Consider the following 14,630-nt stretch of genomic DNA (forward strand, 5'->3'; position numbering starts at 1 on the left):
TCGATGTCACTGGTTCTTGCCGTCACCCTCGCAATCCTCTCACTGTTCCGCTCCCCATCCACATTTTGCGTGGTCACGTCGTCGCATGACGACGAACCAAGGCGGGCGGCACAGCGTGAGCCCGGGACGCCCGAAAACCGGCACGGCGGCACCGGGGAACCCCGCCAGGATGGGCCCCACTCGGGTTCGTGTCGCCAGCCCCAGTGCGCCACGAAGCGCTGATCTGTCCGTACGGAGGCGAAAGACAGCCGTTGCTCTGTCGTCGTGGCGGCGGAGCAGAGAGGTGGAGGCAGCCCAACCCCGGAATCGTGGGGAAGGGCGGGAGCAGCCTCGACAAGGTCGGGTCGGCCCAGCACTACCGGATGGGCCGGGCCCGGTGAGTGAGATGAGAAGGTGCAGCGTGTGAAACCGGTGTCGTTACGCCGCGCTGATGTGACGCCAGCTCAAATCCGGTGGATACGGGCTGGTCAGCGGCAAGTGGGAGAGCCGTTTCCGCTGCGATCCCGTTGCCGGACGGCCGCTCCCGACCGGCGCCCCCTGCTCCGCGCCGTCCTGGTTGCGGCGGCCCTGCTGGTGGCACTTCTGCTGGCGCAACTGCACGCCGCGTAACGCTGGGGTGAAGCCCGACAGCACTCCACAGGAGAGCAGGAGCACCGGCGGCGCGACCCGCATCCGGCGGGCCGGCGTATGCGAGCTCACGAGGCGGGTCGGCGATCTTCTCCCGACCGGCGAACTCCTCCAGGGTGAGGGTCAGTGGCAGCATCGAGAGGAAGTCCCGGACAGCGGGGCTGTCCTGGTCGATCGTCACCTCGACTCGCGTCGAACCTTTCGAGAACCGTACTACGGTTCCGACGACCTGATCAGCACTCGCCTCCGTAGCCACCGTGGGCGGGGCGGACGGTGTCGGCGATGGGGCGGATGTCGCCGACCGGGTCGAGGTTGACGGCGCGCTGATCGTGTCCGATGCGCCGCAGCCCGCAAGGACGACAGTGGTTAGCAGGCTTCCGGTCGCCACGAGCGTTTTCAATCTCACGTGCCATTCCTCTCAGGTCGACGTGGAGTGGATAGGAGCCGATCCACCGTGGTCCAGCCGCGCTCGCGGCGCTTTTCCGATTGAATCGCGGTCTGCGACTGTGAGGGAGTTCCGATCGGGAGGGGTACTGACAGGGCACCCTTCACGCGCCATCAGTCGACCCGGCCACGGATGTCGTGACAGGGACGAGACCGCGAAGGCATGCCGTCGGGGCGAAAGGAGCAACGATGCCGATACCGCTCACTCTTGGGCGGGACCAGGCAACGGGGAACTGTTCGATCATCCCGTCTCACATGAGTTCGCCACGATGCTGCCACTGACGCTGGCTTTCGCGGACTTCAACAAGGTGGAGAGGGTCGCCCGTCTGGCGCGGCCGCTCGCCCTGCGCGGTGTCCCGGATGCTGATCAGCCTCGGCCGGATGAGATCGGCTATTACGCCCCGGCGCAGAGCCTCGTGCTCTACTACTCGCACGTCGGCCGATGGCCCGGTTTGGTGCGGATGGGATCCTTCGCCTACTACCGGGACGCCCTCCGTGCGCTCCTCGACGGCGTTGCCGTGCACGTCGCTGCGGTTACCCACCGCGGAACGGGTGAACGGTGGCCTGGCATCGCGAACGGGCTGCCGTCACCGACTGCTCGCGACGGAGATTTGGTGATCGCCTCGGTTCACAGGAGATCGCCGGCCGCGGCATCGCCATGCGCATGCACTAAAACAGGACGCCCGGTCCTTGGCGCGCAGCTGTGGAAGTCGATCACCGGCCAAGGAACGGGCGAGCGTAGGAGCATAGGACCCAGAGTGCTGATCTCGGTGGACATGGAGGGATTGCAGGCACCGTCCATCCCCTCGGAGACCACCCCGGAGCGGAATGTCCATGAGCGTGGCCGGAGGTTGATGACGGCGGCGGCCAACGCCGTGGTGAGTGCGTGATCGTTGCCGAGCCGAGGGCCGAGGTGCTGGTGGCCGGTGCTCACAGCCGCTACCGCAACATCCTGCCGAGGAACTCGGCGTCGGCGGTCGCCCGATCGGGTGCGGGAAAGCCGCTCTGGGGCCGCCAGAAGGTGTGCCGGTGAACCATGTGTCCAGCCACCGGTGTCTCGGGCGGGGGGATGCGGTTGGGCTCGGGCGGCCGCGACGATTCGCTCCAGGGCCGCCGCGTGTCGCTCGAAGGCTTGCCGCCCTTCCGGGGTGAGCTGTACGTAGGTGCGCCGTGTCCCCTTCTCCTGGCTCTTGCGTACCCAGACGTAGCCGGCGTCGGTCAGTGCCGAGATTTGCTTGGACAGTGCCGAGTCGCTGGTCCCGATCGTGTCTCTCAGGAAGCCGAACTCCACCCAGTTTGCCGGGGCCAGCAGCGCCACCATCGACAGCCGGGCCGGGACGTGCAGGAACTCGTTGAAGAAGGGGTCCATCAGCCGTGCCTGCGGTCCTGCTGGATGATCCACTTGTAGATCCGGCGGGCCAGGGGGTTGGTCGCGATGAACGTGACGACCATCGCCCCAGCGGTGATCGTGGCCGGGGCGGGCAGATCGAGTGCCCAGGTGATGATTCGGAAGACTGCGAAGGCGACCATCAAACCGACCCCCATCCCACGTAGAACACGACTTCGAGCGTGGTGGGCGTCCTGCGGACGGAGGACCTGCGCTGCTGGACGATCAGCGCCCCCCAGCGACCGCGCATCCGACCAGGCCGGCAGCGGCGGCCCATGAGCCCTGGAGATCGAACGGCGCAAACATGAGGAAGAGCACCAGCATCGAGGTGATGACATAGGGGAGGGCGAAGCCTTGGCGTACGAGTTGATCATGGGTCCTGTCCTGGAGGCGGCGGATGTTCTCGAGCGAGGACTGTGTGTGAACGGTCCGGTCCGTGCCGCCAGCCGGCGCCCTCAATGCCAGGGCCCGGGTGGGCCGGAGGCAGGCCTCCGCGGCGGCGTCTACCATTACCGACGACTCACCGTTAGCGATCGGACAATTACGGATATGCAGGTTGTGGGGCGGGGCCGGTTTCTAGGGGGAGCGCCGAGCCTGTCATGGCGCGGGTGTTTGTGCGCGATGACCAGGAAGGGCGGACGTCCGCGCTCCCACCTCCCGCACACCCCAAGGACACCGACGGCGTGGTCGAAAGCCCAGCGGCCTGAGCGCTGCGCCCACGGCCACCTGCAGCCGTGGAGTCCCCGGCTCTCCAGGCTGGCACCACCATGACCGTCGAGGGGTGGCGCCGAGGATTACCCGCTCGTGCGCTTCGTCGTGGTCCTGCGCCCACCGGCGGCCGCCACAGGCCACTCAAGGACCCCGAAGGCCGCCAGCGCGCCAAGCGCCCCGTAGTAGGCGATGCGCTCGGGCGGCGGCACGAACCTCCGGGCGACGTCGGCGTAGCGGCCGAGCTCCTGCCTGCCGATGTGCGGCATCGGGACGCGCGGCTTCGGGACGACCTCCAGGTGCGGCATCCGCATCTCGGGCGGGCGGACCTCGATGCTGAGCATCGGCAGATCCAGCGTGAGCCACTTGGTCCCGTTCCCGTCCGATATGGCGGAGGCGCGCCCGCGCGTCTGGGATACGGCCATGATCCCCGCCTCCAACACAGGAGAATGAACTCTCCAGGAACCCTTTCCCCCGGCCGTGCGCCCATTCCGGACGGGCGGAGAATTGACGATTTCCGGTGGACCATGGCAGCCGGCTCGGCGACCGCTCTCTCTCCGACCGGGCAATGCGCCGGCTCAGGCGCGCCTGCCTGCCGATCCGATCTTCTCGACAGCTCATGGCGATAACGCCCACGCGATGCCCCGCAAGGCAGCTCCGGCACGCCTGGAAAGATCGCCGGTGGTGTTCTTCAATCAGGCGGTGAAGCTCCTCCCGGGCAATCCTGGCCGCGAGCGCCCTTGCCCTTCCCGATCGCACGCCGCCATCTCATGTCCGCTTTCCGACATCACGGGCGGTTGTGGGAGTCGTGTCCGCGTTGCCGATACCGCATCCCACATTCACCACCAGACGTCTCGACGCAGGGATGTGCTTCTCCTGCTGACAGGCAACCTGCGGTGCCGGGAATCAGTCGTGGCCTGAGGGCCGTGAGCAGCGCGTCCGCCGCGGCGTGTGCTCACGCGGCGGCGGACGCGACGGTGTCTCTTGTTCCGCGAGCGGTCGTTGTGGGGGACCCGTCCGAGACTGATGGTCTCCCTTCGGTCTCCCCGATCCACTTCGCCGGCCCTATAGATGTCGAACGAGGTTGGAACGGTCAGGTCAAGGGCCTGATCCAAAGCCTGCTCTGCAGGATTTGAACCTGTGACCGTCGGATCCCAAGTCCGCCGACTGGCCCTGGCTGGTCTCGATCGCGGCCGAGGATCTGCTCGCGCCGGCCCTGCGGCGCGGCCTCCGCAGGAGGAGGCCGGCCAAGCACGACTTCGACCCGGAGGACAACGTCCTTTCCGGCGGTGTCCCGCCTCGGTGAGGAGCGCCGCCCGCGTTACTCGGCGAAGCTGAGGTTCTGCGGCTCCTCCGGGAGGGTCGAGTCGATGACGGGGATCTCCTGGTCGGTCTCGTGGAATTCCAGATCGGTCAGGTCCACCGCGCCCCGGCCGACCAGGAGCATGCCGAATTTCAGCGAGGTCGACTCCTCCGGGATGTCCATGATGATCTCCATCGGGGTCCAGCCGGTGGTGCCGCGCAGCGGGCGGTCATCCATGTTGTCCAGGACGAGCATCTCTTTGCCGCTGTCGGCGCGCAGCCACAGCCCGGCCGAGACGGTGACCTCGTGCGCGCGCATACGGGCCGCGTAGCGCACCCGCCTGCCCCGGAACCTCTTGGCCGAGATGCCCTGGACGATCGCGCCGAACCCGGGGGCGTGCCCGACGCCGGCACGCAGGCGGAGCCGTACGACGGCGGGCTCCGCCAGGCCCACCTCGTAGTCACCGGAGCGGCTGCCGGTCAGCTGCCAGGGCGGCGGCAGCGGCTGCAACTCCTGCCGGGTGATCTGGGCGAGTGCCTCGGTGTAACGCTCTCCGGTGGTGGCCATCCGCTCGCGGACCAGACGCTTGAGATCCTTGTCACGTGGCATGAACGTCTCCTTCGACCGTCCCCAACACCGGCTCGGTGACGACATGCAGGCAACTGTCGGCCCGGGAGTGTGCCCCCCTTCGCCCGCTCGTGGCCCGGTTGGGGACAGGCCTCAGGGCTCGGCGACGGACCGCGCCGTGAGCCCATTGAACCTCATGCCACCGGGGATCGGAACCCTCGTCCCACCCACTTCGCGGCCCGATCAGAGCTGCAGCAGGCTGCCGTGCTGGTCGATGTGGTCGGCCGACTCGTCGTCGAACCAGACGCCGCCGGTCGCCAGGTAGCGGAAGCGGTGGATGCCCGGCGGGAGGATCACCGAGACCGTCCGCATGCCGTGGCGGCGGGCCCGCAGCTCGTGGCGGCCGGGCGCCCAGCCGTTGAAGTCGCCGACGACGCTGACGACGCCCGCGGGGTGGCCGGCGGGCAGGACGAAGGTGATCCGGGTCTTCTTGCCGAACAGGGGTGTACGCCTGAGCACTGCGATCCTCCCAGGGGGGCGATGAACGGCCCCAGCCTGACGGGCCAGGAAGCCGGGAGGAACAGGACACGCGGCACGTAACCTACATTTCACCTGCGGTGCCACCTGGAACGGGCTCGGCGAAGCGGGCTACCGGCTCTGATCGATGAGCTCGCTGACCTGGGCGGCCTCCGCGGAGCCCAGGCCGGTGAACAGGTCGAGCGCCTCGGCCCACGCGGCCATGGCCGCGTCACGGTCGCCGAGGTCGGCGTGCGCGCGGCCGATCTCACGCAGGACGCGGGCCCGCCACAACGACGCGCCGAGCTTGCCGATCAGATCGCCGCTGCGGGTGAAATGCCGCAGAGCCTCCCGTATCCGCCCCTGCCGGTGGCAGATCTCGCCGAAGGCGTAGGTGGTCAGGGCCTCGCCGAGCGCGTTCCCCGATCGCACGAACTCCTTCAGGCTCTGGCCGAGCACGTGGGTGGCCTCGTCGAACCTGCCGACAGCTCCGTAGGCCTCCCCGAGACGGCGGAGCGTCTTCGGCTCTCCGCCGTCGTCGTAGTCGAGATCGCCGGTGAGCCGCAGGCTCTCCTCGTAGTACCTGATCGCCGCGTCCACCTGCCCCTTCTCGTAGTGGGCGATGCCGAGCCCGCGCAGCAGGCGGGACCGGTCGAGGCTGTTGCGGCCGCCGGCGGTCAGCTCCAGCCCGGAGTGGCAGACGTCGATCGCGTCGTCGTACCGGCCGACCTCCAGGTAGACGGCCGACAGATCGAGCAGCGCGTGGAGGGCGCCGCCGTCGTCGCCCAGCTCGCGGAAGACCGACACCGCGCCGGTGAGGTCGGCGAGCGCCGCCTGATGGTCGCTGAGGACGTGCCGGCAGACGCCGCGGCCGGTCATGGCGTACGTCGCCCCGTGCCGGTCTCCGGCGTCGGCGAAATGGCGCAGCAGCGACTCGAACTCGGAGAGCGCGTCGTGGTACCGGCCGCGCTCGATGTCCATGTCCGCGAGGATCAGCCGGGCCCTCATGACCTCGTCCGTGTCCCCGAGCGTCATGACGGCCCGCTGGATGCGGACGACGTCGTCGTAGAAATGGTGGGCCGCGAGGTACGACGTGAGGTGATAGGCGAGCTCCGCCGCGCTCTCGGTGCATTTCAGCTCCACGGCGAGGGCCACGGTGGCGACCAGGTTGTGGCGCTCGGCGGCGAGCCATTCGTAGCCGACGGCCCGTTGAGGAGCCGAGCCGGTCGGCCCGGGCGCGGCCGGCCGGGGAAGGTCGCGCACCGCGGCACGGGTCCGGTCGAGGCATTCGGCGACCAGCCCGTACAGGGCCTGGCGCCGTTGCCGCTCGTTCTCCTCCGCCTCGGCCCGGTCCCGGGCGTACACCCGGAGCAGGTCGTGCATGAGGTACCTCGGCTGACCGGCCGCGTCGGTCTCGCCCGGGGTGAGGAGCCCGGCCAGGACGAGGGCCTCGATCGCCGCGTCCGCGTTGCCCGCGGGCTCGCCCAGCAGGGCCGCCACCGCCCACTCTGCGGCGCTCTCGAAACCGGCCAGGCCCAGCAGCCGGAAGGCGCGCTGCGCGGTGGGCGGGAGCGCCGCGTAGCTCACCGCGAAGTTCGCCCGCACGCTCTGCTGGCCGAGTGCCAGCTCGTCCAGCCGTTTCCTGGTGTCCTCCAGCCGGGCGGCGAGATCGCGGAGCGGCCACGACGGCCGGGCCGCGAGCCGGGCGCCGGCGATCCTGATGGCCAGCGGCAGCCGCCCGCACGCCTGGAGGATCGCGTGCGCGGCCTCGGGGTCGCTGGCCAGCCGGGACTCACCGGCCATCCGCGCGAGGAGATCGCGGGCCTCCGTCCTCGACGGCGGGTCGAGGGAGACGGCGGCGGCCCCTTCCAGCATGAGACGGCTCCGGGAGGTGATCAGGACCGCGCTGCGCGGAGTGCCCGGGAGCAGGGGCCGTACCTGGGCCTCGTCGGCCGCGTCGTCGAGGAGCAGCAGCACCGCGCGGTCGGCCAGCCGCGACCGGTACAGCGCGGCGCGCTCGTCGCACGACGCGGGGATCGCCGCGCCGTCCACGCGGAGCGCCCGCAGCAGCTCCGCCAGCAGGTCGCTCGGGTCCCGGGGAGAGGGGGAGGCCCCCGCGAGCCGGAGGAACAGCTGACCGTCGGGGAAGTGCGGCCGCAGCCGGTGCGCGAGGTGGAGGGCGAGGGTGCTCTTCCCCACGCCGGGTGTGCCGTGGACGGTGGCGATCAGCGGCGCGCCGGCGCCGCCGCCGAGCATCGCCGCGCTCAGCGACTCCAGCTCCTGCTCCCTGCCGACGAAGTCGCCGATGTCCGGCGGGAGCTGGCAGATCGCCGTCCAGCCTGCGGCTTCGACGACGGCGGGCCGGTTCAGCGACGGGTCGTCCGACAGGATCGCGGCGTGCAGCCGGGTCAGCTCGGGGCCGGGCTCGATGCCGAGCTCCGCCACGAGGACCGTGCGCGCCTCGCGATAGACGTCCAGGGCCTCGGCCCGCCGCCCGGCCCGGTAGAGCGCGAGCATGAGCTGCGTCCGGGCGCGCTCCCACAGGGGATGGGCCTCCACGATCGCGCGTAGCTCGCCGGTCAGCCGGTCGTCCCGGCCCAGGTCGAGGCGGACGTCGATCCAGTCGGCCCGCGCCTGCGCCAGCTGTTCCTCGAGCTCGGTGATCCTGGGGGTCATGGCGCTGCTGAGCCGCACGTCCTCGGCCGGCCTGCCGCGCCAGAGCGAGAGGGCGCGCCCGAACTCCCGGTCGGCGGCCTCGAGGTCGCCGCGTCTGGCCTCGCGGCGGCCCCGCTGGACGGCGTCGTCGAAGACGAGCAGGTCGAGCCGGTCGCGATCGAGGGGGAGGAGATAGCTCGATCCCTGCGTGTGCAACGAGGCGATGCCCGACAGCGACCGCCGCAGCTGCGAGATGTAGGTCTGGAGATTGGCCACCGCCGACGAGGGGGGCCGGTCCCACAGAGCGGCGATCAGGCGGTCCCTGGAGATCGGGGTGTTGACGTGGAGCAGGAGCGTGCTGAGCACCGCGCGCGGCTTGCCGCTGAGCTGAACCGGCCCGCCCGGCCCGTGGGCGAGGACCGGGCCGAGAATCGAGAAGTCCGGCCGGGGGATGTCGTTCACCGCGGAACCTCCTGAGCGTCAGCCGGCCTCGGTCGCCGCGTCGAATGCGACGAAAGATCACCGACATCATGACTGGTCTGCCACGGCTCCGCCGGACCTCTGGTGATATGCGGCGTTCTGTCGCCTATGGCGAATTTATGGGGGCCATGTGGAGCCGCCCAACATCATGGATCTCAGCGCTCCGCCCCTGAGAGGAGGATTGACATGAAGATCGAAGTCCGCAAGGTCGAGGCCGTCAAGGCCACCGTCAAGGACGGGTAGTCAGCCGTCCTCTCATCGCGGGGACGGTACCCCCAGCCGTCCCCGCCACAATGCTGCCCGAACGATTGGGAGACCCGATGCGTGTCGTCTTGAAGGAATGCGCCTGGGAGCCGCTCGGCGAGGACCTGATAGTGGTCTATGACCCCCGGGAGGCGCTCACGCTGGCCGATCCCGACGGGCAGGTCGCCGCTTTCCTCACCGAGCTCAGCCGCGGCCCGCAGACAGTGGAGGAGCTCCGCTCCGCCCTGGCCGCGCGCGGCGTGGACGTGACGGAGGAGGACGTGCGGTCGGGCCTGGAGGGCCTCGACTCGCTGGGGCTGGTCGAGAACGCCGACGAACGGCAGCTCGGCGACCCCGTCGCAGACGAACGCCACTTCTCCAACCTCACCTTCTTCGGCAGCTTCGCCGGTCTCGGCCGGTCGCGCGCCGGCCACGTCCGGCGGCTGCGCGAGGCGCACGTGCTGGTCCTCGGGGCGGGAGGGGCCGGCTCCTCGATCGTGCAGTGCCTGGCGGGACTCGGCGTCGGCGCGATGACGCTGGTGGACCGCGATGACGTGGCGCCGCGCAACTTCGCCCGCCAGTTCCTCTACCGGCACGAGGACATCGGCCGTTCAAAGGTCGACCGTGCGGCCGAGTGGGTACGCGAGTACGACCCGGGCATCGAGGTCCGCGCCGTCGACCGGTGGATCTCCGGTCCGGAGGACCTGAAGGACCTGACCGACGGCGTCGACCTGATCGCGGGCGGCCTGGACGGCGAGGACGACGCCCACCTGTGGGTGAACGAGGCCGCTCTACGGGCCGGGATACCCCTGGTCAGCGGTGGGATGGGCCGTACCCAGCTGATGTACTGCTCGGTCGATCCCGGCAAGAGCCCGTGCTTGCTGTGCGACGAGTCCGACCGCCCCGACCCGGGGGAGCCCACCTCGGCAGGCGTCGCCCAGCGGCTCACCCGCGGGATGCGCCTGAACAACGCGCTCATCGGCCCGATCGCGATGCAGATGGGATCGCTGATCGCGTACGAGGCGCTGCGTTACCTGACCGGGTTCGAACCGCCCCGCGCCGCCGGCGCGCGCGTCATGCTGGACCTGCGGACCGGCCTCGTCCCGGTCTGGGAGCCCTTCCCCAAGGACCCCGACTGCCCGGCGTGCGCCCTGGCCCCGGTGAGATCCGCGTGAGCACCCCCGAGGCGACGACGGTACGGCTGCGCCCCCTGAGCCTCGTCGAAGAGGGCGACGAGGTCCTGGTCGGTGACCCGGAGACCGGGGTCTTCATCACCATCCCCGCGGTGGGCGGGGTCGTGATCGCCGCACTCCAGCGCGGCGCGACGATCGAGGAGACCGCTGCGGAGGCGGAGGCCTTCGCCGGAGAGCCGGTCGACATCCCGTCGTTCGTGGAGACCCTCCAGGAGCTCGGCTTCGTCGAGGACGGCTCCGGCGAGGAACGCGAGGCCGCGCGCACCGCGCCCATCCAGGGGCGGCGGTGGCTGGCGGGCATCAGCCAGGAGGCCATCCGCCCCTTCTTCAGCCCCATGGCCTGGGCGTTCTACGCCGCCTGCGGCGTCTTCAGCGTCGCCGTCTTCGTCATGGTGCCCTCGCTGTTCCCCGACCCGGCCGAGGACGCCTTCGCCTTCGCCGACATCGGCCTGAGCGCCGTGCTGCTGATGCCGTTTTCCATGGTCTCCATGGCCCTGCACGAGTGCGGGCACTGGCTGGCCGCGCGGGCGATCGGCATCCGGTCGCGCTTCGGCGTCGACCGGCGCCTGATGCTGCTCGTCTTCGAGACCGACCTCACGCAGGTGTGGGCGGTGCCGCGCCGGCAGCGCTACGGCCCGCTGCTCGGCGGGATGGCGATCGACGCCGTCGTGCTCGCCCTCCTGCTCGGCGCGCGGCTGCTGATCCACACCGGCGTGTGGTCGCCGCCGGACCCGGTGGACTCGACGCTGGCCGTGTGGGTGTTCGTCAAGCTGGCCGGATTCCTGTGGCAGTGCATGATCTTCCTGCGTACCGACCTGTACGCCGTCATGGTCAACGTGCTCGGGTGCCGCAACCTGTGGCAGGTCAAGACGCTGATGCTGCGCCGGGCGTTCGGCCGGCTGACCCCCGAGCAGGCCGCGGAGCTGGAGGCCGCCGCCCCCGCCGACGTCCGGGCCGCGCGCTGGTTCCGCTGGGTGTGGCTCGCCGGGTCGCTCGGCGTCCTGGCCTGGTTCGCGTTCTTCCTGCTGCCGGTCGTCGTGGTGGTGCTCCAGTGGGCGGCGGCCGGCGTCGCGCTCGGCCCGCTCACCGGCCAGTTCTGGTGGGCGCTCCTCTGCGCGACGCTGCTGCTCGGCCAGGAGACGCTCGCGATCGTGCTGGCCGGCAGAGAGTACGCCCGCCGGTTCGTCGCCTGGCGGCGGCAGCGGTCACGCGCCTGAAGCCGGGCGGCGTCACAGGGCGCTCGCGTGGCCGCGCGGCGGGGCGGTGGTGCCGCGGACGACGAGGCGGGCGTCCAGGATGAGCTCGCGGGAGGGCAGCCTGTGGTCGTCCAGGCGCTCCACCGCCGAGCGCACGGCGAGCTGCGCCATCTGCTCGGCGTCCTGGCGCACGGTGGTGAGGTTGATCCGGGACAGGTGCGCGATGTGGCTGTCGTCGTACCCGACCACCGAGACGTCCTGCGGGACGCCGACGCCGGCGCGGCTGAGCGCGTGCATGAGCCCCATGGCGCAACGGTCGTTGCCGGCCAGCACGGCGGTCGGCAACCGGGCGTCGCCGAGCAGCGTATCGCCGGCCTTCTCGCCGGACTCCTCGGTGTGGTCGCCGGGCAGGACCCGGATCTCGTCCTGCAGGCCGAGGTCGCGCATGGCGGCGCGGTACGCGCGGCGGCGCTCGGCGGAGCCCGGGCCGTCGCCGCCGTCGATGTGCACGATGGCGCGGTGGCCGAGCCCCACCAGATGATCGACGGCCTGCCGCATGCCCTTGTTCTCGGCGGTGTGGATGCTGTCGACGCCGTTCGCCGGCACGCGGCGCCCCACGACCACGGTGGGGGTGTGGGCGCCGAGCTCGGCGAGGTAGGCGTCCTCGGCGTTCGGGCCGAGCAGGATCAGCGCCTCGCAGCGGTGGCCCAGCAGTGACTCCACGACCCTCCGCTCGTTCCGCGCGGGGCCCAGCGCGCTGAGCAGCACCTCGTAGCCGAGCCGCTCGGCCTCGGCGTAGATCGCCTCGACGAGGTCGGCGTGGAAGGCGTTGCGGATGTTGATCATCACGCCGAGGACCATGCTGCGTGTGCGGGCCAGCAGCCGGGCGGCGTTGTCCGGCCGGTAGCCGAGCTCCTCGGCGGCGCGCAGGACCCGCTCGCGCGTCTCCTTGCTCGCGCCGGGCTCGTTGCGGAACACGAGCGACACCAGCGCCCGTGACACGCCCACCCGCGCGGCGACGTCGGCCATCGTGGGGCGTTTGGCCCGCGCCGAGCCGCTGCCCCCGGACGACTCGGCTCCCGCACCGTGCTCCACCATCAACCCTTTGACATCCCGTGTGACCCGCCTCATAGTAGCAGCGACTAGAGCGCGCTAGAAGTACGGCACGATACGGCTCCGGGGCGCGGGCCATCGCCATGCGCCCGGCCGACTTCTTCTGTCTGTCTGGCGTGCTTAACCCCTGCTCAATCGTGTATTGCTATGGCGTGACTTTGTTAGGACATCGTATTGACAGGTGACTTCTCCGCCAGGTTACATCGTCGAAACATCGCCGAACGGATGACTGTCGCGCTCTAGTGATGGGAGAAGACGTTGTCGAAAACCGGCCCCCTGTCCAGGATCCGCCTGGGCACGGCCCCCGACTCCTGGGGCGTCTGGTTCCCCGACGACCCGGGCCAGATCCCGTGGGACCGCTTCCTCGACGAGGTCGCCACGGCCGGCTACGAGTGGATCGAGCTCGGCCCGTACGGCTACCTCCCCACCGACCCGGAGCAGCTCCGCGACGAGCTCGGCCGGCGCGGGCTGCGGTTGTCCGGCGGCGCCGTCTTCTCAGGCCTGCACCGCGGCCGGGACGCGCTGAAGCAGGCCATCGAGGAGTGCCGCGCGGAGGCCAGGCTGCTCACCGCGCTCGGCGCGAAATACCTGGTCTCGCTCCCCGAGGGCTACACCGACCTGGACGGGACCCTCACCCAGCCCGTGGACCTGACCCCCCAGCAGTGGAAGGACCTCACCTCCGGCATGTCGGAGCTGGCCCGCGTGCTCCGCGAGGAGTCCGGCGTGGAGCTGGTCTTCCACCCGCACGCCGACAGCCACGTCGACACCCAGGAGCGCGTGCTGCGCTTCCTGGAGGACACCGACCCCGAGGTCGTCTCCCTCTGCCTCGACACCGGTCACATCTCCTACTGCGGCGGCGACAACATCGAGATCATCCGCGCGTTCCCCGAGCGGATCGGCTACGTGCACCTCAAGCAGGTGGACCCCGAGATCGTCCGGCAGGTCCGCGAGGAGAACCTGTGCTTCGCCGAGGCCGTGCGCCGCGGCGCCATGATCGAGCCGCCCGCCGGCGTCCCGGCCATGGAGCCGCTGCTGGCCGAGCTCGGCCGGCTGGACGCCGACCTGTTCGCGATCGTCGAGCAGGACCTCTACCCCTGCCCGGCCGAGGTCCCCCTGCCCATCGCCACCCGCACCCGCACGTACTTCAACGGCTGCGGACTGCGTCCATGAAAGGAGAGGCTGTGACCATCAAGGTCGGTGTCATCGGAACCGGCAACATCGGATCCGACCACGTGACACGTCTGGCATCCCAGGTCGTCGGATCGGCGGTGGCCGCCGTGTTCGACGTCGACGCCGCCCGCGCGCGGCAGGTCGCAGCCGGGGTGGGCGCGGTGGCGCACGCGAGCGCGCTCGACGTCGTCGAGGACCCCGGAGTCGACGCCGTGCTCATCGCCTCGCCCGGCGACCTCCACGCCGAGCAGGTCCTGGCCTGCGTCGCCGCCGGCAAGCCGGTGCTCTGCGAGAAGCCCCTCGCCACCACGGCCGCCGACTGCCTCAAGGTCCTCGAGGCCGAGGTCGCCGCCGGCCGCCGGCTGATCCAGGTCGGCTTCATGCGCCGCTACGACCCGGGCCACCAGGTCGTCAAGAACGCGATGGACGACGGCACGATCGGCGAGGCGCTGCTGGCCCACATGGTGCACCGCAACGCGGTCGTGCCCGACTCGTTCACCAGCGCGATGGCGATGACCGACTCGGTCATCCACGAGATCGACACCACCCGCTGGCTGTTCGGCCAGGAGGTCGTCCGCACCACCGTCGTCGCCACCAGGCCGAGCCCGCTGGCCGCCGCACACCTGCGCGACCCGCAGATCGTGCTGCTGGAGCTGGCCGGCGGCGGCGTGGTCACCGTCGAGGTGTTCGTCAACTGCCGGTACGGCTACGACGTGCGCTGCGAGGTCGTCGGCTCCACGGGCGTCGTGGCGCTGGAGAACCCCAGCGCCGGCGCGCTCGTCAGCGGCGGGCGGCGGAGCGAGGCGGTCCCGGCCGACTGGCGGGTCCGGTTCGGCGCGACGTACCTGGCGGAACTGCAGGAGTGGATCACCGGCCTGCGCGCCGGCGTCGTCGGCGGGCCCAGCGCGTGGGACGGCTACGCCGCCACCGCCGTCGCCGAGAGCGCCGTCGCCTCGCTCGAAACGGGCGACCCCGTCCCGGTCGGGCTGGTCGAGCGGCCCGGCCTCTACGCCTGAGAGGACATGCGA

General features: G+C 70.7%; 12 protein-coding genes, 1 tRNA gene and 2 pseudogenes. 5 read left to right on the forward strand and 10 right to left on the reverse strand.

Translation table 11 applies throughout. The features are described 5' to 3' along the window. Positions 1-417: 417 nt before the first annotated feature. Together ID574_RS61280 and ID574_RS63305 are read right to left on the reverse strand one after the other, a co-directional pair. Complete coding sequence (locus ID574_RS61280) at positions 418-699, reverse strand: hypothetical protein (protein ID WP_223168140.1); 282 nt, start codon at positions 697-699, stop codon at positions 418-420. Between the two features lie 31 nt (positions 700-730). Continuing rightward, positions 731-1,033 (reverse strand): annotated as a pseudogene (locus ID574_RS63305) (cyclophilin-like fold protein); the annotation flags it as partial. Between the two features lie 100 nt (positions 1,034-1,133). Here ID574_RS63305 and ID574_RS63310 point away from each other — a divergent pair. After that, complete coding sequence (locus ID574_RS63310; RefSeq protein ID WP_223168131.1) at positions 1,134-1,961, forward strand: cyclophilin-like fold protein; 828 nt, start codon at positions 1,134-1,136, stop codon at positions 1,959-1,961. Positions 1,962-2,176: 215 nt separating this feature from the next. Here ID574_RS63310 and ID574_RS63315 read toward each other — a convergent pair. From ID574_RS63315 to ID574_RS56780, 7 genes and pseudogenes are all read right to left on the reverse strand, one after another. After that, positions 2,177-2,440, reverse strand: a pseudogene (locus tag ID574_RS63315) (winged helix-turn-helix domain-containing protein); the annotation flags it as partial. After that, positions 2,440-2,601: a hypothetical protein gene (locus ID574_RS56755; protein ID WP_188197401.1), complete on the reverse strand. Its 162-nt coding sequence runs from the start codon at positions 2,599-2,601 to the stop codon at positions 2,440-2,442. The gene ID574_RS56755 and the pseudogene ID574_RS63315, both read right to left, overlap by 1 nt. A gap of 651 nt (positions 2,602-3,252) precedes the next feature. Next, positions 3,253-3,591, reverse strand: coding sequence for a hypothetical protein (locus ID574_RS56760; protein WP_188197402.1), 339 nt, complete (start codon positions 3,589-3,591; stop codon positions 3,253-3,255). Between the two features lie 699 nt (positions 3,592-4,290). After that, positions 4,291-4,350, reverse strand: a tRNA-Pro gene (locus ID574_RS56765). Between the two features lie 137 nt (positions 4,351-4,487). Then, on the reverse strand, positions 4,488-5,078 hold the full coding sequence (locus ID574_RS56770; protein ID WP_188197403.1) for a hypothetical protein: 591 nt from the start codon (positions 5,076-5,078) through the stop codon (positions 4,488-4,490). Positions 5,079-5,279: 201 nt separating this feature from the next. Further along, entirely contained in the window at positions 5,280-5,555 is a 276-nt protein-coding gene (locus ID574_RS56775) for an isoamylase early set domain-containing protein (protein WP_188197404.1), read from the reverse strand. Positions 5,556-5,684: 129 nt separating this feature from the next. Beyond that, the gene (locus ID574_RS56780) at positions 5,685-8,669 is read right to left on the reverse strand and encodes an AfsR/SARP family transcriptional regulator (RefSeq protein WP_188197405.1); all 2,985 of its coding nucleotides are present in this window, start codon (positions 8,667-8,669) and stop codon (positions 5,685-5,687) included. Between the two features lie 338 nt (positions 8,670-9,007). Between ID574_RS56780 and ID574_RS56785 the strand changes: the two genes are divergently transcribed. Together ID574_RS56785 and ID574_RS56790 are read left to right on the forward strand one after the other, a co-directional pair. Next, positions 9,008-10,105, forward strand: coding sequence for a HesA/MoeB/ThiF family protein (locus ID574_RS56785; protein ID WP_188197406.1), 1,098 nt, complete (start codon positions 9,008-9,010; stop codon positions 10,103-10,105). Continuing rightward, positions 10,102-11,340 (forward strand): hypothetical protein, encoded by a 1,239-nt coding sequence (locus ID574_RS56790; protein ID WP_188197407.1) that lies wholly within the window; start codon positions 10,102-10,104, stop codon positions 11,338-11,340. The genes ID574_RS56785 and ID574_RS56790 overlap by 4 nt, the downstream gene beginning before the upstream one ends. Before the next feature lie 12 nt (positions 11,341-11,352). Here the strand turns inward: ID574_RS56790 and ID574_RS56795 are convergent, their stop codons facing one another. Further along, a complete protein-coding gene (locus ID574_RS56795) occupies positions 11,353-12,417 on the reverse strand; it encodes a LacI family DNA-binding transcriptional regulator (RefSeq protein ID WP_223168132.1) in 1,065 nt (354 codons plus the stop codon). A gap of 273 nt (positions 12,418-12,690) precedes the next feature. On the opposite strand from ID574_RS56795, the gene ID574_RS56800 reads away from it, so the two are divergent. Then, positions 12,691-13,602: a TIM barrel protein gene (locus ID574_RS56800; protein WP_223168133.1), complete on the forward strand. Its 912-nt coding sequence runs from the start codon at positions 12,691-12,693 to the stop codon at positions 13,600-13,602. Positions 13,603-13,613: 11 nt separating this feature from the next. Next, the gene (locus ID574_RS56805; protein ID WP_188197408.1) at positions 13,614-14,618 is read left to right on the forward strand and encodes a Gfo/Idh/MocA family protein; all 1,005 of its coding nucleotides are present in this window, start codon (positions 13,614-13,616) and stop codon (positions 14,616-14,618) included. Positions 14,619-14,630 lie beyond the last annotated feature (12 nt).

This window comes from Nonomuraea sp. SYSU D8015 (genome assembly GCF_008065375.1).
GTDB lineage: Bacteria > Actinomycetota > Actinomycetes > Streptosporangiales > Streptosporangiaceae > Nonomuraea.

Excerpts from the sequence above, each read along its gene's own strand:
- ID574_RS56755 (WP_188197401.1), bottom strand. The coding sequence starts at position 2,601 with ATGGTCGCCTTCGCAGTCTTCCGAATCATCACCTGGGCACTCGATCTG.
- ID574_RS56770 (WP_188197403.1), bottom strand. The coding sequence starts at position 5,078 with ATGCCACGTGACAAGGATCTCAAGCGTCTGGTCCGCGAGCGGATGGCC.
- ID574_RS56760 (WP_188197402.1), bottom strand. The coding sequence starts at position 3,591 with ATGGCCGTATCCCAGACGCGCGGGCGCGCCTCCGCCATATCGGACGGG.
- ID574_RS56785 (WP_188197406.1), top strand. The coding sequence starts at position 9,008 with ATGCGTGTCGTCTTGAAGGAATGCGCCTGGGAGCCGCTCGGCGAGGAC.
- ID574_RS56795 (WP_223168132.1), bottom strand. The coding sequence starts at position 12,417 with ATGGTGGAGCACGGTGCGGGAGCCGAGTCGTCCGGGGGCAGCGGCTCG.